This is a genomic window from Enterococcus sp. AAFC-DPL-5182 (assembly GCF_058216605.1).
Genome location: NZ_CM177101.1, coordinates 360,487 through 377,242 on the forward strand (window position 1 = coordinate 360,487; position 16,756 = coordinate 377,242).

Here is a 16,756-nt window from a genome sequence, read left to right on the forward strand (position 1 = left end):
CAAGTAATGGCATACAATTGATGGCAGTCTCTTTTTTAGCTTCAAATGGGTCTACTGATACCCCCACCGTTTATTTACTACACGTGTATAGTTTAAAAAAATTAGTTTAAGGAGAAAAATTATGAAAAAATTGTATCCAGTTATTCTTTTGATTTGTGTATTTTTTGGCTTTTCTACAGTAGAAACACACGCGGAAGGGACAGAAACAAAAGAGATCTTTAGTATCCCTGAACCTTCTTGGATTTTAAAGGCAGGGATAAGTAAAGGTCAGTACCATGATCGCCAAGATTTGGGCTTTATTTTGGAGGCAAACACAGAAATAAGAGTCAGACAAATCAATCCAAATTTTAAGGGGAAACTGACGTTTCGATTATTAGGGAATGATTCCCAAGTTGAAAAAAATGCGAGTGTTGGAACAGATTGGGTAACAATCAAAGCTTCAGAGCCACTTGTTCCATTTGTAGATACTCCTTACGGCAGTGAATCTGCACAAGTGGAGTATGAAGTGGCTGATGCTAAAACACAAAAGCCATTGCCAGTGTATGACTATAAGAAAAGTGAGACAGAATTTTTTGATAAGTGGGATAAATTTGATGGCGATTATGCGTTAGTGAAAGGAAAGGATTTTCAATTACTTATTCCTAAAAGAGACAAAGAAGCGACTAGACATATGAAAGATTTTCGCTCGTTGGATGAATTGATTGACTACTACACTGATTTATTTGCCTATTATAATCAAATTGCCGGTTTTGATAATTCCACAAAAGAGAATCAAAACGGAGAAAACCGCTACTTTCTTAAAGCGGACAAACATGCTGGAGGAGTTGGTGCTTATTACACGAATACTTGGACAGCAAATGGCTATGACACGGTAGATATGTGGTTAACTAAAGATAATTGGGGAACATTACATGAAATTGCACATGGGTATCAAGCTAGTTTCGATGGTATAGGAATGGACACTAGAGAAGTCTCCAATAATTTGTTTGGTTTACAGTATCTATACAATAAATATGGAAAAGAATCAGTTGAAACGGGTTGGCTATTTAATTACGGTAAAAAAGAGAGTGTCGAAACCAATTTGTATAACAAAATGGTTCGTCAAAATGGTAGCTATAATTCGGTAGATGGGCGAGAAAAATTAATTCTGCTCTCTCTCTTAAAACAAAAAGCTGGAGACGATTCATTTACTAAAATGTATCAAGAGTATCGTCAGTTAGCAGCGCAACCAAATTTTGACAGCAGTAATTATCCTTTACCTGAGTTATTAAATCGTATTTACAGCGAAAATAGCCACCAAGATTTTAGTCCTGTATTGTTAAGATGGGGTCTTAAGTTGGGAGAGTCAGAGTCTGAAGTGCATCAAGCTTTAGGATACCCAGGCATTGCTTCATTGTCGGATATTGTCCCTCAAGATAGACTGGCAGAAGCACGTAAACTAGTTGATGAGTCATACATGATCAATTCGAATTTTGAAATGGTAACGAATGATGAAATTGCTTCATTGAACTTGAAAGGCAATGTAGCTATTGAATTGGGCGTAGAGGATATTAATGAGTTACTTGGTACAAATGTCGTGTTAAAAGATGGGAAAAAAGAAGTAGCGAGTCAGGAAATTAACGGCAAAACTATCGTGTTCAAAAATATTCCTAATGGTATTTATCATCTAGAGTTTTCAGGGAAAAAAATGATGAAATATGTTCCGAAAAATCCATATGTGTATGTCAAAGAGGCAGAGAATAATACAACTATGTCTTTTGATAAAATTTCGTCAGGGAGCTTGGTAAATCAAACAATCAATCTATTAGGGCAAGGTGATGATCTAGTTGCCACTGTTAAAACTGACTTGGACAGAGAAAAGTTAATTGTGTCAGTTCTTAAAGAGACACCTCATGAATATTTTCCTGGGGAGTTGTATGCAAGTATCTCAGTAAAAGATAAGAATGGAAAAATAAAATATACTAAAAATATTGAAGGAACGCATGTTACTGTTGAAACGAACGAGATACCTCTTACAGAAGGAGATATCGTTGAAATTTATCATGCAGAGCCAAGTAGAAGAATAGTATCTGACGATGCGGATATCAATAATTCTTCTAAGACTAATAGATGGATTGTAACAAAATCACGCTTAAAAAACCTTGAAGTCGAAGGGAATTTAGAAAAACAATTAATTGAAAAAATTAATCAACGGATTAGTTCGCTACAAAAAAATAAAGTATTATGGGAATTACCAGCTACACAAGTCTTTGAGAAAAAGGATATTGTAGCGGCAATAAGCTTACTTTCAGATGCTCTTCAGAAAGAATACAAAACAAAATACCCAGAGTTATATCTTGAAGATCCTATTTTAGAAGCGGAACAAAATCCAGTGAGAGTGCCAGTCGGACATCCTGGGAACCATGCGAAAGAATGGACACCTACAGCAGCGGAACTAAAAAAATGGGTAAAAAATGTGAAAGTAGATGGAGTAGCAACAGATGATTATCAAGTAGAATTAAAGAATCCTGCTACAGGGAAAGTGCCAACGGATCGCCCATTAAAAGATCATTTGACAGTCACAGTAAAAGCAAAAGGGGTATCACAAACCTTACAAGTAGTTTATGAAGTATATGAAGAAGCAGCAAAGACGTTGACCGTGGAACAAAATCCAGTGAGAGTGCCAGTCGGACATCCTGGGAATAATGCGAAAGAGTGGACACCAACAGCAGCAGAACTAAAAAATTGGGTAAAAAATGTGAAAGTAGATGGAGTAGCCACGAACGATTATGAAGTGGTATTTACGAATCTATCCACAGGAACAGTACCAACGGATCGTCCATTAAAAGATTACTGGACAGTCACAGTAAAAGCGAGAGGCTTATCACAAACCTTACGAGTGGATTATGAAGTGTATGAAGCTTTGACAGCGGAACAAAATCCAGTGAGAGTGCTAGTCGGACATCCTGGGAACAATGCAAAAGAGTGGACACCAACAGCAGCAGAACTAAAAAACTGGGTGAAAAATGTGAAAGTAGATGGAGTAGCCACGAACGATTATGAAGTGGTATTTACGAATCTATCCACAGGAACAGTACCGACGGATCGTCCATTAAAAGATTATTGGACAGTAACAGTAAAAGCAAAAGGCTTCTCACAAACCTTACGAGTGGATTATGAAGTGTATAAAGAAAAGACGTTGACCGTGGAACAAAATCCAGTGAGAGTTCAGCAAGCAGTTGGTAGCAATGCAAAAGAGTGGAAGCCAACAGCAGCAGAACTAAAAAACTGGGTGAAAAATGTGAAAGTAGATGGAGTAGCTACGAACGATTATGAAGTAGAATTTACGAATCTATCCACAAGGATACTAATGATAGATCGTCCCTTAAAAGATCACTTGATGGTAACAGTAAAAGCACAAGGCGTATCAAAGAACTTAGAAGTAGAGTATGAAGTTTATAAGTATATTTGGTTTGGATGGTAAAAAGAGTTAAAACAGATTTCTTTACTTTAGTCCTATTCTAAATTGAGATTACTATAATACTAAGGGTTCCAACGAAGAAATGAAAAAGATAGAATGGCAATACTTTTTTTGACAAAAATTATAAGGTGTCACTATTGTGTTGATGTTCTAACCCGATGAGAGTGTAAAATAAACTGTGTAAGTAGCTAATTCTAGATAAGCTGCTTATACAGTTTTTCTTTTCGTGTAAAGGAAATTCAGATAAAATAAAAATGAAAGGATGCGAGAATATGGCAAGACAGAAAAGAGATCCTAAAACTGTTGAATTAGCGAAAACCATTCTAGAAAGCTACAATCCTGAAAATGTCGATGACATGCAAGACGCTCTAAAAGATATTTTTGGTCCCCTGTTTGAACAAATGCTTCAAGGCGAGATGACACACCATTTAGGCTACGATATTCACTCAAAACAGGAGAAAAAACGAACAATCGAAGAAATGGATTCGGCTCTAAGAAAGTAAAAACAAGCTTTGGAGAAGCCCCTATTGATGTGCCTAGAGACAGAGAAGCCACGTGTGAACCAGAACTTATCAAAAAACGTGAACGTGATGTTTCGACCATGGAATCAAAGGTTTTATCCATGTATGCCAGAGGCATGTCTTAAAGAGATATTGCTCATACCATTGATGATATTTATGGATTCTCCATTTCTCACGAAATGATTTCCACAATCACTGATTCTGTTCTTCCAGAACTGGAGGAATGGCAAAATCGCCCTTTAGCGAAGTGCTATGCCTTTGTTTTTGTGGATTGTATGTATGTGACATTAAGAGAAAATTATGAAGTGAAAGAATACGCTGTCTATACGATTCTTGGGTAAGATTTAAAAGGTAAAAAAGATATTTTAGGGTTGTGGCTGAATGAAACTGAGAGTAAAAACCGCTGGATGCAGATTTTTAATGAGTTGAAATCTCGCGGTGTACAGGACATTTTCTTTATGTCTATGGATGGTGTTTCTGGTCTTGAAGACGGCGCAAAATCTATTTTTCCAAAGGTGAGCGTTCAGCGCTGTATCGTTCATTTAGTGCGCAATGCGCTCCAGTATGTTCCGTATAAAAATTACAAGGAATTTTCTAGGGAAATGAAGAAATTTTACGGTGCACCTTCGTTAAAAGCTTGTCAGAGTGCTTTTGATGCTTTTCAAAAACGTTGGTCTCACTACTCTGGTGCAGTAGAGGTTTGGAAACGGAATTTTTCTCATGTGGAACAACTTTATGATTATGGTAGCGCAGTGCGTAAAATTATGTACACAACAAATGCCGTTGAAAGTATTCATTCCAGCTTTAGAAAAGTAACTAAAAAAGGCGCATTTCCAAATGAAACCGCTCTTTTAAAGCTTCTTTATCTACGAGTAACAGAATTGAAAAAGAAATGGAAAGCTGGGTTTATTCCTAATTGGCCGATGGTCTTAAATCAATTGATGGCGAATGAACAGTTTTCTGAGCGCATCAACACTTATAGCTTATATATTTCCTAATCACTAACGCATCAAAAAAGAACATCAAATTTTCCTTTTTGGTAAGGTTTCTTTCTTATACCCTTTTAGCCGAAGGTTATTTAGGAATGGTTTGATGTTCTTTTTCGTTCTTAGATTTGTCAGTTACACACTTTAGTTGACAAACCCTCTAAAACGGTAACTTACTAACCATGATGTAAGTTATCGTTTTAGATTTAACTATTTTTTATTCTATATCATCATTCTGCAGAAGTTTTTCTGTATCTATTATCGTACTCATAGCATTCAATTCATCTTCTGTTAATCCACTTTGATCAGCTTCTATTTCTAAGTCTATCTTTTTTTGAATCCACCAAATAATTAAGTCATATAAATCTTTTGTTGGAACAACGACATCTTCAAAATAATCCATCGTTTCATCGTCCCAAAAGTGATCGATAATGGTGGTAGTCTCTTTTGTAATCTCTACAGTTGTTCTGTTTGTTCCTGTACCTTGAGGCTCCAATTCTCCAGATAGTACTTTCTTCAATTGATTAACAATACTGTATTCCCAGTCTAAATCCGTTGTAATAGTATCGTTTATAAGAAAATTTAATCCTAAGTATTTAGGATCAACAAATGAAAGCATAGCTCTTTTATGTGGTTTAGGTGAGACCAAATGCATATAATAAAATCTATATTTAACCATAAATAATAAAATCTCCTTTAATTAAACTATTTTGAATAGACAGGGAAAGCTGAACGAATCAATCCGGTATTTCTGTCTAAATACATATGAATATCAATACCCTTGTATTCAAAATGAAATTCTCCGGGATTTCCCACCACTGGAATTCTATTTTCATACGCAATGTTTATAGCATCAACAATCATTTGAGGATGCCATTCTTTTGGGAAAACTGTTGATTCTCCATTGTTTCCACCTTTAAGTATCCCGTTAACAGTCACTTGTCCTTTATAAACTCCGTTTACATCCGGTAAAGTATTCGTTCCTGGTATCACTTTTCCAGGTGTGCCTGGAAAAGCTTCTGTATGAAATCCTACAGCGTTCCCACGACGGTTAACTTCCCCTAAGTATATATGCTCAATGCCTTTTGCTTTAGGATCAAAGTATTGTGTATTCCTCAATCCGCTAACATCTAAAACGTCAGGGAAACGAATAAAGTAATCATCTTTAGGACTCATTTTACTTAAATCAGATATTCTCATGTTTCTGTTCAACAAAAGCATTTTATTCTGATAATCTGGCATATAAAAGTCTCTGGCTGCATTTTCCCATGGACCTTTCAAATTCATGATATCCGTATATTTGTTGTAGCCCGATAATTGTACCCGCCGTTCTTGCTTGTATTCGAAGTTTATAGCGGTTTACTCCTGCATCAATCTCTTTTTTATGGGCTTTTTTGAAATCATTAATCCCTTTAGACCAACTTGATTTACTATAATCCACCATTGCAAAGCCAACATTTGCACCTAGAAAACTAGCATCGCTACCTAATTCATTGATACCCATCTCAATGTTGTTTAATAATTCATCAATATAATCAAAATCACTACTGTGAGCTGAAACGAATTGCTGGAAATCCTGTAGTACCTCAATATCATCCATAACTTTTGTCAAATTGAACTCGTTAAATAATTTCCCGATAATCGGCATTTCTGCTAATTGCGTTAAAATTTTATTGTGCTCAGCAGTTAATCGTTGTGCTTCAAAATACAAGTCCTGTAAATCATTCATGTCCAACTTGTCTTTGTTGGTGTCTACCTCTGCTGAAAAGGAATTGATGAATTGACTTAATTGTTGTTCAATAACGCCTGATTTAAACTATACAATTGATTGTACATTTCTTCGTTGGAAGATTCTACTGTTTTTAAGAGTTTATCTAGCTCAGATTTTTTTATTTTAGTCATGAGTTTCAGTCATCTCCCTTCTGATTTGGTCGTTTTCTGTTTCGAGAAGTTGAATTTCTTTTGTCAATGCAAGATGATTTTCTTCTAATTCTTCAACTGATTGATTCAACTTTTTCTTAAGGGAAGTAACTACTTCATTGCTATGTGCTGAAATGAAATGGTGAATGTCTTATAAGACTTCAAAAAGGTTTATCAAAAAGTTACAGGCACACTGAATAATCTGATAAAGTCTATAGTTTTCAATATGGTATTCTTATCTTACATAATATTTTTAAAAGTAATTATATGGTTGGACAATTTAGCTAAAAAGATGAATATTATGTAGAGGATAAAATCAACTAATCTATCAAAGGAGACATTCAGATGGCAGATAAAATCAGTACCGATGCAGCGACAGTAAATTCTTTAACAAGTAAATTTACAAGTAGCCTCTCATCCTTATCATTCAAACCAAAACAAGCAAGTAGCATGAGCTTTTCTGAAAGTAGTGCAGCTAGCGCTATGAAAAGCAGTGTTTCTTCTCTAAGTTCTATCGTATCAACATTCAAAAGTAATGCATCAAAAGATATTGGAAACTTAGAAAAAATACACCAAGCCATCAAACAGGCTGAAAAAAATGCAGTAAAGTAGGTATGTTATGGAAGAAAAACAACTACAAATAAAAATCGAAGAATATGAAGAACGAAAGATAGCGTTAAAGAAAAAGGATACCGAAAGTGATTTCCTAATCAATGATCTACAGCGTGTTTATCAACAACAAGCCGAAATCTTAGAAGAATTTCTCTATTACAGCAAAGGAACAGAAGCAGAACGTTCTGCAAGAATAGACCTAGAAATGCTGGAAGACGAACGAACAGAAGCCTTCCGAACCTTTGATGCGGGCAAAGAAGAGTTCACAGAATTAGTAAGTGAAACAGAACGTAAAAAAATCCAAGCAGAAGACGACCTCCTATGGCTGCAGAAAAAGAAACAAGCACAAGAGGAGGAAAAAGATGCCTAAATTTAGATATACGGAATGGCAAAATGTTGCCAGTGAAGTCCAAGCGTTGCGTTTAACCGTGTTAGATCAACTAAATTCTTTTAAAGAGGCGCAACAAGCATTTCAAAGTGCAGGGAAATTATCTGGTACAGGGTGGGCGTCTACCAAAAGTTATTTTGATGCCTACTCAGAAGTATCAACTACGGTGGGGAACGCCTTAAATACCCTTGATGATGCAGTCATCTCCTATTTAAGCGCCTTTACCTCAGAAGTTGGACCAGCAGAGAATGATTTAGACACTGAAAAAATGGGAGAGTTGAAAGCTGAGTTACGTCGTTTACAAGCAGAAAATAATGTAATCATGGAAGCTTTAGCGAAAACTTTTGAAGATGTCCCATTTGTGAATCAATTTTTTAATAAACAAAGTATGCTAGGAACCGCAAAGAAAATTGAAATTCTCGAAAAATATAGCGCTTTTGAAGCAGCGCATGGCAGTGATTTCTCAGATGTCCAAACAGTTATTGCTTCGATTGCCGAAGGATTAGCTTTTCTAGGTAGTGCTGGGAATTTTTCAGGCGGTAAAGACGGCTATAAAACCATTGATTTTAAAAATCAAAAATGGTATAAAGCACTAAAGGACTTTAACAAAGCACAACCGAAAGACCGGATCGATGTGGTGATCAAAGAATTATCGAATGGTGTCGAATATCAGATTTATCGCAATGGAAAATTGGATGTTCAAAAAACAAAAGAGTTACATGAATTGTTTCGTGTTCATAATATTGAATTGTTTAAAGAGTATGGGCCGGAGATTTTTAAAATTCTTACGAATATTGATGATATTGAGATTCTGCTTGCGAAAGATTCAACAACGATGCAGCGCTCATCTTCGGGTGTTTTCTTGTTATTAGCTGTATTGCCGATTGATCGAGTGAAGGATATTTTGAAGTCGGCTAAGTTGCTTAGAAATGGTGATTATTCGCTTGATGCGATTAGGCTGACTGCCAAAGAGTGGGAAGCGTTGAAAGAGTTTGAGAGGTCAGCGGATGTTGTTAAGACTGTTGATAGAGGGAAAGATGTAGGGAAAGTTGTTAGAGCTGAATTTGGAGATGCAAAAAAACTTAATGATCATTTTACAAAACATGGTGGAGAATTTAAAGGGTTATATTCTAATGCAGATGAATATCTTGATGGTGCAAGGCATGTAATGAAAAACGGAGAAAAAGTTCAGTACAATTATACCTTAAAAGATGGAACAGTAGAATTAAGAACTGGCTATGTAAAATTTATGGGGAATTCTGGTAAAGGAAAAGCTAAGTTTGAATTTGTTGGAACAAATTTAGCGGGGGATATAACAACTTACCACGTAAAGCGTGGAGAGGACATATACAAATTATTGAATGGCAACAAACATATAAACATAATAAATCCATTAGAATAGGAGAATCTAAGTGAAATATAAAGCTAAAATAATTTCGGAAAATCCCGATATTGAAGAAGAAGTAAGAATTGAAATTGAAGGTATTGAACTTTTATGTTTCGTGGAAGAATATAAATGTCCTATAGAGATTGGTAAGTTGTACGATATTGAATTGGATATAGTAATCTTTGATGATTTAGAAATTGAAAAAAGTGATTTGAAAATTAAAGAACTGGTTCAACAGGGGGATAGCTTTTCATACTACATTCACGGTATTTTTTATCCTGCAGACCAAATAATAGATGCTGGGATAGACATAGATCTGGAAAATGAAGATTTCTCAGATTTTTGGTATTTGGAAAAACAATTTGTCAAAATGAGAGTGGATAGAATTAATGTAAATATTTTAGAAGAAAGCAACGATTAAATGGATTATATAAAAATAACCGAAAACATAGGTTATAGGGAAGAGTATAACTTTTACTACAACGATAAAGAATTTTGGATAAGGGAAAATGTATGTTTGAAGAGTACGATGTTGTATACAGTACAATAGATATAGATAATAAGGTTGTTGTTGGAACTAAAGGCGTAATAATGATGATATTAGATTTGGAAAATGAAGTATATGAAGTGGAATTTGTAGATAACGAAAATGAAACAATTGAAGTTATTGAAGTTAAAGGAACGCAGATAAGAAAGGAAAAAAATTAGAAATCAGAATGATAGAAGTCTTAAAAAAGAGAAAAAACTTAAATATAAATGATGACTTTGGAATTGAAAAGTGTTGGAATGAGATGACAGAATTACTATCTCAAAATGAGGGTGAGACAATACGTTATCTTGCTGATGTTAATGAAAATGATCTATACTATATCAGTGAAATTTTTGAAGATATATCTGAAAAGCTTCAAAGTGAACAATTTATTAACTGTTTGAGAGAACTGGAAAAAAAATTTCCTGAGTTAGATATGACTAAAGATATTGATATCGCTGAAAGTTATATTGAAAAATAAATAAACATCTAATTTAGAATCTTATTGATATCAGAGAATACAAAATACTGATATCAATAAGATTTTTAAAATCCTTTTAGTGGTGAAGGCAGTGCCAAATATGCTTTTGTAGGATTAGATAGGACAACTGGTAATATAACAACGTTACATTTGAAATCTGTAAAAGAGCTTGCTAAAAAAGCACCTAGCTTAGGTTTAAAACCATAGGAGGATATATATAATGATTATTGTAAAAAAAGTAAATTGGATAGATATAGATTCAAAAGAGGCAGATATTTTACTTTCAGATGGTACGTATTCCATTGAATGTTTTTGTAGTGATTGTACTCTTTCAGAAGGTGACGCATTTTCAGATATTCTTTATGGATTTAATGTTAGAAATATCGTGAAAAACTTCAATGAGGAATACGTAATAGATGAAAAAAATGGTAGCTACTCTATTCAAGGGAAACTTGTAGATAAGGACAGTGAGATTTTACAAATAGGAGAGCTTAAAATAGATATATCTGACGGCGATATACCTAAGGACATTGATAAAAATGATTATGTGGAAGTTGACATTTCAAGAATTGACATTTATTAAAATAGTAGTTTTTTCACTTCCCTAAAGTATTATTCAACTAAAAAAAGTCTAAAAGTATTTTTGTTAGACTTTTTTTAGTTGAAAGTTAATTTAAATACATAGAAGTTGGTATAAAGGACTTTAGCAAAGCACAACCGAAATAATTATTTAAAGGATGTTATCAATGATTCTTCCAATATTTTAAAAACAGAAACAAGAAGCTATGTGGCTAAAGAATTACTAGGTCGGCCAACCGTAAATTATACAACTACTGTAAGAGAAAGCTTTTTAAAAGGTCCAAATGGGGGCGTAAAAATAGAATCTGTGTGGGATGGAGACAGATTACTAACAATAATTGTTAAAGGTGAGAAATAAATGGATTCTTGGAAAATAGAGTATTATGAGTCAGCAATTGAATTAGAGAAAAACTTGAGTAAGGATTCTTTCTTATTTAGTGAAGAAGTATCTGAAAGTAACAAGTTTATAAAATTTAGTAACAATTTATCTGAGGTAGGATTTATTTATTATGATATTGGTTTGGAACCACAAATAAAATTACTAACTCAGTCAAATAAGGTGTTTTTAGGAATAAATAGTATTTTTGCGTGCATAGACTATACTACTAAATCTGTGCTGTTTGAAGAAAAACTACCTTCATTATTATATGATATATTAATAGATTCTGATTCAAACTATATTATATACGTTTGTGAGTTAGATATATTTGTTTATAAAAATGATGGTTCTTTTTTATGGAAAATAGGATTTAGAGATACAATTGAAGATTATTATTTAGAGGGAAATGATTCTATCAGTATTGATTGTAGTGATGGAGACAATACAACGTTTTCTTTAGTTTCAGGGAAAGTAAGCTAAAAAAGTATTCTGTCAGTAGAGGAATTAAAAGAATAGATATTAACTGATATGCTAAACTCACTCAAAAGCTTTTCGGATAATTGATTTGCAATTTTAGTAGGCTTAAGTAGAAAATATAAAATTATTGAAACGGTCTTAGTGAATGAAAATCGCTGATGCCGTTTCGTAATATATATTTCAACTAACCAACTAAGTGAGTAGGAGATAAAAATGAAAAAAGAAGATTTGATAGAATTTCTGAGTTCAACAATAGAGGAAGATGCAATTGTTTCAAGACTATATAACTTATTTCATGTTGAGTATAAATATGAAATAAAGTTCTTAGATGCTTTAGTTCAATATGGAGTTAAAAAGCATTACTTTTCTATAGAACGCGTAGCACATTCAGATGAGACACACGATAAAGTAGAGTGGAAAAGTGATAATAATTATCAAGAAGTTATTATGACTGATCATGAAGAAATTGTAGAGTGTCTGTTTTCAAGTAATCCACAGATACCAGAAGATTTCACAAAATTCCTAAGTAACGAATAATGTGGAATAAGTAAAGCGGGTAATCAAGTTATCAAAAGGTTTCATAGTATTTGTAAACTACAAAGCTGATAAAACAGATATGCAAAAGCAAGCTAGATTTACTTCAAAATAAAAATATAAAGCTGTCCAATGGAGAAAATATGAATAACATTAAAATAGAAAAAAATTGGGAAGATTCAAATTTATTAGAAATAAAAGTTAGTGCTAAATCAAAATATATTTCAGCTTATCAATTATGCTATATTGAGAATACAGACTTAGAAATTATTGGAAACAGAATTAAGGAATTTTCTTTTAAATTTAATGATAGTTGTTATGTAGAGTTTGGAAAAAAAGAAGGAGATTTCACGCCAGCTTTTTCGCTGAATTTTTCTCCAGCAGATGCAACAGGAAAAATACAAATAGAAGTAGACATGGAAATAGACGATAACGATGAACGTAAACATAGATGCTGTTTTTATCTATACAGTGAAATTAGTCTTATAGAGCAATTTGCTAATGGATTGATTCAGATGTCTACGAAAAATGATATAGACGAAATAAATTTAAATATTTAAGAAAAAATAGATCAGTTTAATTAAGGTACTATTTAATTTAGGAGTACAGAGATGAAAAAAATAAAACTATATTTAGAGTATCAATGTTTTCCTATATGGATATATGCAGATGGGCATTTTCTATATAACGATATACCTAAAGAGTTAGTGGAAGATAAAGAATTAGAAAGAAAATTAGTTTCCTTACAAGAAAAATATAATGACCTATTTATTGATACAGATACCGAGTTCAAGTACATTGGATTTAACTCAGATATAGAAAAAGAAGTATTTCTTGATAAGTTTAATCAAATAACAAATTATCTACAAGAAGCACTTGGAGAAGAATATGCAATAGGGAATGAGATAAAAATCTAATTCATTTGGTAGTGGTAAGGTCTAGGGGATTTCCTCTAGGCTTTTTTGCGTTGCGCTAGTTACTAGAGAAAAAAATAATCGGTCTAAATATCATGAATATTCTCATTCTACTGCTGATGTGTATTCAAAAAACAAGTAGCCAGTTATCCAACTACTTGTTTAAATCTATCGTTCATCAGTAACAGTTCGGCTAATACTGATGAACTTTAAAATCCCATTTTGCAGCTAGGATTTTAAATCAAAATGTTTTTCAATTTCTCTTTGGTTTTAAGTTTATGTGTTTCTTGAGTTGATGTTTTTAGTATTCGCTCATGCTCATAGAAGAGGTTATCGGGAATAGAATGATTATGGGTGTTGTTTTTTAGTAAACTGAATGTTTCGTGCCAGTTCTTTAATTGTTGAATGGAATGATTTAGTTTATGTAGGTCTTGATAGGTGATCATTTTTACTGGGTGAGCCATGTTGAACCTCCTGATTTATAGTTTTATTTTTTCTTATTTCCTAAAGACATTAATATTTCTTTTTTTGCCTATATCAGCAAAGGTCTTGTATTCATTATATATTATCATGCCTATATAAGCAATAGAGAGGGATGTTTTTATGAAAGAAAAAATATTGGAAATAAAAATTCACGATTTGATAAGTAAGCATAATATTTCTTTAAGCGAGCTTTCTAGGTTATCTGATATTGAAGTAGCAAGATTGAGCGAACTAGCTAATGGTAAAAGACAGCGAATACAAATCAATCATTTAATTAGAATTGCAGAAGCTTTGGATATAGATGACATTGGTGAGATTATTCAATTAAAGAACATTTAGTAAATTTATCTGGATTGTAGTCTTATATAATGTATAATGGTAATGAAGATAAAATGTGATTAGATTGTCCCAATATGAAAGAATAATTATTTTCGTAAATGCTATATTGTATTAATATATGAAAATGACTTGAAAGAAGGGAAATAAATTGGAATATGAGGAGATAAAGAATTTTGAATTAGTACAAATTCAAGAAAAAAAACATCCCTTAAGTGGATTAGAAACAAAAGTTCTTAAAGAGATACTTGAATTTTACTATACGGGAAAATTGTCAGTGACAAAAAATAATTGATAAGTTTGAACTTGAAATTGATAAGGCTTCCAAATTTTCTGTGTATTTGCCATTTTTCTATACAACAAGAAAATGCCCTTACGATAATCGTTATCTAATTGCACAATTGCCGAGTAAATCTAGTTTAAAATATTTTTCCCCTGATGTTCAATGTGAGAAGTGTGGTCATATTGAATATGATAAAGAAAACAAGGAGTGTAGTTGTAGTAATTGTCAGTCAAAAAAAGAAAATGATAAAAAGAAAGTTTCATCTATTATCCATGATATCTATTTAGATAGTGAAGTTGAACTTCAAGATGTAAATGTTTTTGACAGAGTGAACATTGCAGTGCTATTTCAAATTAGCAATTTGGAGTTTAATTGTTTAGTGCCACAATATAAAACATATACGGAATCAGTAAATGGCTTTACAATGGAAACCCTTAGGGAGTTAATTGATAAGGATATACTGAAAGTCTCTGAAGAAACTCCAATAGAAGTCTTTTCAGAAATTACTGATACAAGTTTTTCTTATAGAGTAGATGAAACACTCTTTTCATTAAATATAGTAAGCGAGCGCTATAGCAGAATAGAACTTTTTGAAAAGTTAAAGTATTTAGATGATATTGAGTTAGCAAATTCTAAGGAATATATTCATTTGTGGAAGAGTTACGTTATTAAGGAATTACTTAAGATATTTAGATTTGAAATGAACAAGCTGGGATTTTCTAGAGAATTGAATGATGAAGAAAAAGAAAAGGTACTTTGTAATGCATTTGATGGGTGGCTTAAATTATATTCCCCATCACAAGTCTATGCGCTATTATATAAATCAATAAGAGATGCAGATAATGCCAGAACAACTGGGACTATTGGTAACTATAAGTATCATGAAATTAAGTTTATTATTGTACTCGTTGATAAAATGATTACTAAGTACGAGAAAGAAGGATGGGAAGTTAAGAGCTATGATTATCCAAATCAATTAGAACTAGATATACAAACAAAATTGTTTTTTGTGAATGTTATTAAGGAAAAAAATTGGTTTGGCTCAATTATTCCGGATTAGAGTCAAGTTACTTTTGAGAAAATTAGTACAAGAAATAGCATTATTATGAATTATGCGGAATATATAGATAAACTAGAACTCCAAAAAATAGATGATTTTTTAGAAATAACGATTCAAACAGCTGAATACTACTACCTCATGCCTTATGGATTAGTAGTAAGGGATGGGCTTGTTGAGTGCTTATTTGCAACCAGTAAAGATTTAAGGGGATATTTAGATATTTTAAAAGAGTCTGGTCGAGTTGAAAAAGAGTATGCTGGTGAAAGTATTGAAACACAAATTTCACATAGTTCAGATCTTTATGTCAATGGAAGTTATTCTTCAAATCTAATTTATCTTGCAATTAAGATGTTGATAGAGAATAGGGTTCCATCTATTGATGAATGGAAAAATAGTAATTAAAAAAATATTAGGAGCGGTCAGCATGATTTCCAAAGATTTAAGAAAGCAACTAAAGTTACCTGTCACAAAGGAGATAGTATATTATAGACGTCTTAGAGGAAAAGAGTATATTAAGTTTGATGTGGAGTCTATTGAAATACTAGAAAAATATAATCCGTCAGGAAGTTACTCATTACAAATTGTTTTATCAGAATCATTACTTAATGAGTCTGAAAAAGTAAAAATTTTATCAGATTTTTTAGTTGAGATGCAAAAACCAACTTTTATTCAGGATACTAATGATGTAAATTATCAGTAATCCATTGCGTAATAAAATAAAGAAATGGGAAGATATTTTTGAGGAAAGACAATGGATTCTAAAACTAAATGGTATGAAAAAGCTAAAAAAGATAACTGGAAAGCTAAATTCAAAATTATAGTTAAAAACATAAAATGGCATAATGAAGAAAACTATGTTGAATTTTTTTTGGATGTCATTGAACACCAATCAGAATATCTGCGTAAAAATCCCTCGCTGCTACCAATGTTTAAAGGATATGTAGATTATCAGCTAACAGAAGGTGATGTTTTAGAGCTCATAGGAAGAGGACGATTGGGTTACAGTTCAGGACACTATGAAATAAGTTTTATAAATCCTAAACTTATTATGTTGAAGGAAAGACTTGTTGATGTAATAGAAATATTAAAAGAGCCAACAGGAGCGGTAGAGAGTTCAAATGGAGAGATCAGATATTATGTGAGACATGGAGACTTAAATGCAACGTATAGTCAGTCTACTAGTTATAAAGGAATAATGAAATCTTTAGAGAATGTTGGTAGAAACAGGCTCATGAATGATTGTGGATCATTCAATTTGAAAGAATTACATATGAATGATAAAATAACTCTCCAATTACTTTGGCAAGAAAATATTGGGAATATCGATTATTTGAAAATATTAAAAATAATGAAAACTATAAAAAAATAAGTGGAGAAGCTGAGTATAAAATAATTGATAAAAATAATTAAAGACGTTATCGAACTAT

General features: G+C 32.6%; 21 protein-coding genes and 1 pseudogene. 18 read left to right on the forward strand and 4 right to left on the reverse strand.

What is annotated here, in order from left to right; genetic code table 11:
* The first annotated feature begins 121 nt into the window (after positions 1–121).
* Together AC4BB7_RS01635 and AC4BB7_RS01640 are read left to right on the forward strand one after the other, a co-directional pair.
* Positions 122–3,463: a putative mucin/carbohydrate-binding domain-containing protein gene (locus AC4BB7_RS01635; protein WP_490484188.1), complete on the forward strand. Its 3,342-nt coding sequence runs from the start codon at positions 122–124 to the stop codon at positions 3,461–3,463.
* 269 nt (positions 3,464–3,732) lie between these two features.
* Positions 3,733–4,979: pseudogene (locus AC4BB7_RS01640) on the forward strand (IS256 family transposase).
* Between the two features lie 205 nt (positions 4,980–5,184).
* Here the strand turns inward: AC4BB7_RS01640 and AC4BB7_RS01645 are convergent.
* The 3 genes from AC4BB7_RS01645 to AC4BB7_RS01655 are packed head-to-tail and all read right to left on the reverse strand — an operon-like array spanning position 5,185 to position 6,696.
* A complete protein-coding gene (locus AC4BB7_RS01645; RefSeq protein WP_490484189.1) occupies positions 5,185–5,646 on the reverse strand; it encodes a hypothetical protein in 462 nt (153 codons plus the stop codon).
* Positions 5,647–5,672: 26 nt separating this feature from the next.
* A complete protein-coding gene (locus AC4BB7_RS01650) occupies positions 5,673–6,248 on the reverse strand; it encodes an EndoU domain-containing protein (RefSeq protein ID WP_490484190.1) in 576 nt (191 codons plus the stop codon).
* Positions 6,190–6,696 (reverse strand): hypothetical protein, encoded by a 507-nt coding sequence (locus AC4BB7_RS01655; protein ID WP_490484191.1) that lies wholly within the window; start codon positions 6,694–6,696, stop codon positions 6,190–6,192. Before AC4BB7_RS01655 ends, AC4BB7_RS01650 begins: the two co-directional genes overlap by 59 nt.
* 536 nt (positions 6,697–7,232) lie before the next feature.
* On the opposite strand from AC4BB7_RS01655, the gene AC4BB7_RS01660 reads away from it, so the two are divergent.
* From AC4BB7_RS01660 to AC4BB7_RS01710, 11 genes are all read left to right on the forward strand, one after another.
* Positions 7,233–7,499, forward strand: coding sequence for a DUF3130 family protein (locus tag AC4BB7_RS01660; protein WP_086315287.1), 267 nt, complete (start codon positions 7,233–7,235; stop codon positions 7,497–7,499).
* Positions 7,500–7,506: 7 nt separating this feature from the next.
* A complete protein-coding gene (locus AC4BB7_RS01665; RefSeq protein WP_490484192.1) occupies positions 7,507–7,869 on the forward strand; it encodes a hypothetical protein in 363 nt (120 codons plus the stop codon).
* Complete coding sequence (locus AC4BB7_RS01670) at positions 7,862–9,289, forward strand: T7SS effector LXG polymorphic toxin (RefSeq protein WP_490484193.1); 1,428 nt, start codon at positions 7,862–7,864, stop codon at positions 9,287–9,289. The genes AC4BB7_RS01665 and AC4BB7_RS01670 overlap by 8 nt, the downstream gene beginning before the upstream one ends.
* Before the next feature lie 10 nt (positions 9,290–9,299).
* Complete coding sequence (locus AC4BB7_RS01675; RefSeq protein WP_069645998.1) at positions 9,300–9,695, forward strand: hypothetical protein; 396 nt, start codon at positions 9,300–9,302, stop codon at positions 9,693–9,695.
* 92 nt (positions 9,696–9,787) lie between these two features.
* Positions 9,788–9,982 (forward strand): DUF4926 domain-containing protein, encoded by a 195-nt coding sequence (locus AC4BB7_RS01680; RefSeq protein WP_490484194.1) that lies wholly within the window; start codon positions 9,788–9,790, stop codon positions 9,980–9,982.
* 8 nt (positions 9,983–9,990) lie between these two features.
* Positions 9,991–10,284 carry a hypothetical protein gene (locus AC4BB7_RS01685; RefSeq protein WP_490484195.1) on the forward strand — a complete coding sequence of 98 codons (294 nt, stop codon included), beginning with the start codon at positions 9,991–9,993 and terminating at the stop codon, positions 10,282–10,284.
* 220 nt (positions 10,285–10,504) lie between these two features.
* On the forward strand, positions 10,505–10,867 hold the full coding sequence (locus AC4BB7_RS01690; RefSeq protein WP_429954207.1) for a hypothetical protein: 363 nt from the start codon (positions 10,505–10,507) through the stop codon (positions 10,865–10,867).
* A 354-nt stretch (positions 10,868–11,221) separates the two neighbouring features.
* Positions 11,222–11,722: a hypothetical protein gene (locus AC4BB7_RS01695; RefSeq protein ID WP_490484196.1), complete on the forward strand. Its 501-nt coding sequence runs from the start codon at positions 11,222–11,224 to the stop codon at positions 11,720–11,722.
* Between the two features lie 210 nt (positions 11,723–11,932).
* On the forward strand, positions 11,933–12,256 hold the full coding sequence (locus AC4BB7_RS01700; RefSeq protein ID WP_490484197.1) for a hypothetical protein: 324 nt from the start codon (positions 11,933–11,935) through the stop codon (positions 12,254–12,256).
* A gap of 140 nt (positions 12,257–12,396) precedes the next feature.
* Positions 12,397–12,813, forward strand: a complete 417-nt coding sequence (locus tag AC4BB7_RS01705) for a hypothetical protein (RefSeq protein ID WP_490484198.1) — start codon at positions 12,397–12,399, stop codon at positions 12,811–12,813.
* A 51-nt stretch (positions 12,814–12,864) separates the two neighbouring features.
* Entirely contained in the window at positions 12,865–13,170 is a 306-nt protein-coding gene (locus AC4BB7_RS01710) for an immunity protein CdiI family protein (RefSeq protein WP_490484199.1), read from the forward strand.
* 233 nt (positions 13,171–13,403) lie between these two features.
* On the opposite strand, the gene AC4BB7_RS01715 is transcribed toward AC4BB7_RS01710, so the two are convergent.
* A complete protein-coding gene (locus AC4BB7_RS01715) occupies positions 13,404–13,631 on the reverse strand; it encodes a hypothetical protein (protein WP_490484200.1) in 228 nt (75 codons plus the stop codon).
* Between the two features lie 139 nt (positions 13,632–13,770).
* Here AC4BB7_RS01715 and AC4BB7_RS01720 point away from each other — a divergent pair, with 139 nt between their 5' ends.
* The 5 genes from AC4BB7_RS01720 (at position 13,771) to AC4BB7_RS01740 (ending at position 16,698) form a co-directional block, all read left to right on the forward strand.
* Positions 13,771–13,989 carry a helix-turn-helix domain-containing protein gene (locus AC4BB7_RS01720; protein WP_348921636.1) on the forward strand — a complete coding sequence of 73 codons (219 nt, stop codon included), beginning with the start codon at positions 13,771–13,773 and terminating at the stop codon, positions 13,987–13,989.
* Between the two features lie 332 nt (positions 13,990–14,321).
* Positions 14,322–15,329 carry a hypothetical protein gene (locus AC4BB7_RS01725; RefSeq protein ID WP_490484201.1) on the forward strand — a complete coding sequence of 336 codons (1,008 nt, stop codon included), beginning with the start codon at positions 14,322–14,324 and terminating at the stop codon, positions 15,327–15,329.
* 45 nt (positions 15,330–15,374) lie between these two features.
* Complete coding sequence (locus tag AC4BB7_RS01730; RefSeq protein WP_490484202.1) at positions 15,375–15,731, forward strand: hypothetical protein; 357 nt, start codon at positions 15,375–15,377, stop codon at positions 15,729–15,731.
* Positions 15,732–15,753: 22 nt separating this feature from the next.
* Entirely contained in the window at positions 15,754–16,029 is a 276-nt protein-coding gene (locus tag AC4BB7_RS01735) for a hypothetical protein (RefSeq protein ID WP_490484203.1), read from the forward strand.
* Positions 16,030–16,080: 51 nt separating this feature from the next.
* Positions 16,081–16,698, forward strand: coding sequence for a hypothetical protein (locus tag AC4BB7_RS01740; protein WP_490484204.1), 618 nt, complete (start codon positions 16,081–16,083; stop codon positions 16,696–16,698).
* Positions 16,699–16,756 lie beyond the last annotated feature (58 nt).

Bases quoted from the DNA above. Each gene is read 5' to 3' on its own strand.
- AC4BB7_RS01670 (WP_490484193.1), top strand. From the start codon at position 7,862: ATGCCTAAATTTAGATATACGGAATGGCAAAATGTTGCCAGTGAAGTC.
- AC4BB7_RS01690 (WP_429954207.1), top strand. From the start codon at position 10,505: ATGATTATTGTAAAAAAAGTAAATTGGATAGATATAGATTCAAAAGAG.
- AC4BB7_RS01705 (WP_490484198.1), top strand. From the start codon at position 12,397: ATGAATAACATTAAAATAGAAAAAAATTGGGAAGATTCAAATTTATTA.
- AC4BB7_RS01735 (WP_490484203.1), top strand. From the start codon at position 15,754: ATGATTTCCAAAGATTTAAGAAAGCAACTAAAGTTACCTGTCACAAAG.
- AC4BB7_RS01660 (WP_086315287.1), top strand. From the start codon at position 7,233: ATGGCAGATAAAATCAGTACCGATGCAGCGACAGTAAATTCTTTAACA.
- AC4BB7_RS01645 (WP_490484189.1), bottom strand. From the start codon at position 5,646: ATGGTTAAATATAGATTTTATTATATGCATTTGGTCTCACCTAAACCA.
- AC4BB7_RS01635 (WP_490484188.1), top strand. From the start codon at position 122: ATGAAAAAATTGTATCCAGTTATTCTTTTGATTTGTGTATTTTTTGGC.
- AC4BB7_RS01720 (WP_348921636.1), top strand. From the start codon at position 13,771: ATGAAAGAAAAAATATTGGAAATAAAAATTCACGATTTGATAAGTAAG.
- AC4BB7_RS01665 (WP_490484192.1), top strand. From the start codon at position 7,507: ATGGAAGAAAAACAACTACAAATAAAAATCGAAGAATATGAAGAACGA.
- AC4BB7_RS01710 (WP_490484199.1), top strand. From the start codon at position 12,865: ATGAAAAAAATAAAACTATATTTAGAGTATCAATGTTTTCCTATATGG.
- AC4BB7_RS01680 (WP_490484194.1), top strand. From the start codon at position 9,788: ATGTTTGAAGAGTACGATGTTGTATACAGTACAATAGATATAGATAAT.
- AC4BB7_RS01695 (WP_490484196.1), top strand. From the start codon at position 11,222: ATGGATTCTTGGAAAATAGAGTATTATGAGTCAGCAATTGAATTAGAG.
- AC4BB7_RS01715 (WP_490484200.1), bottom strand. From the start codon at position 13,631: ATGGCTCACCCAGTAAAAATGATCACCTATCAAGACCTACATAAACTA.
- AC4BB7_RS01685 (WP_490484195.1), top strand. From the start codon at position 9,991: ATGATAGAAGTCTTAAAAAAGAGAAAAAACTTAAATATAAATGATGAC.
- AC4BB7_RS01655 (WP_490484191.1), bottom strand. From the start codon at position 6,696: ATGAATGATTTACAGGACTTGTATTTTGAAGCACAACGATTAACTGCT.
- AC4BB7_RS01700 (WP_490484197.1), top strand. From the start codon at position 11,933: ATGAAAAAAGAAGATTTGATAGAATTTCTGAGTTCAACAATAGAGGAA.
- AC4BB7_RS01730 (WP_490484202.1), top strand. From the start codon at position 15,375: ATGAATTATGCGGAATATATAGATAAACTAGAACTCCAAAAAATAGAT.
- AC4BB7_RS01740 (WP_490484204.1), top strand. From the start codon at position 16,081: ATGGATTCTAAAACTAAATGGTATGAAAAAGCTAAAAAAGATAACTGG.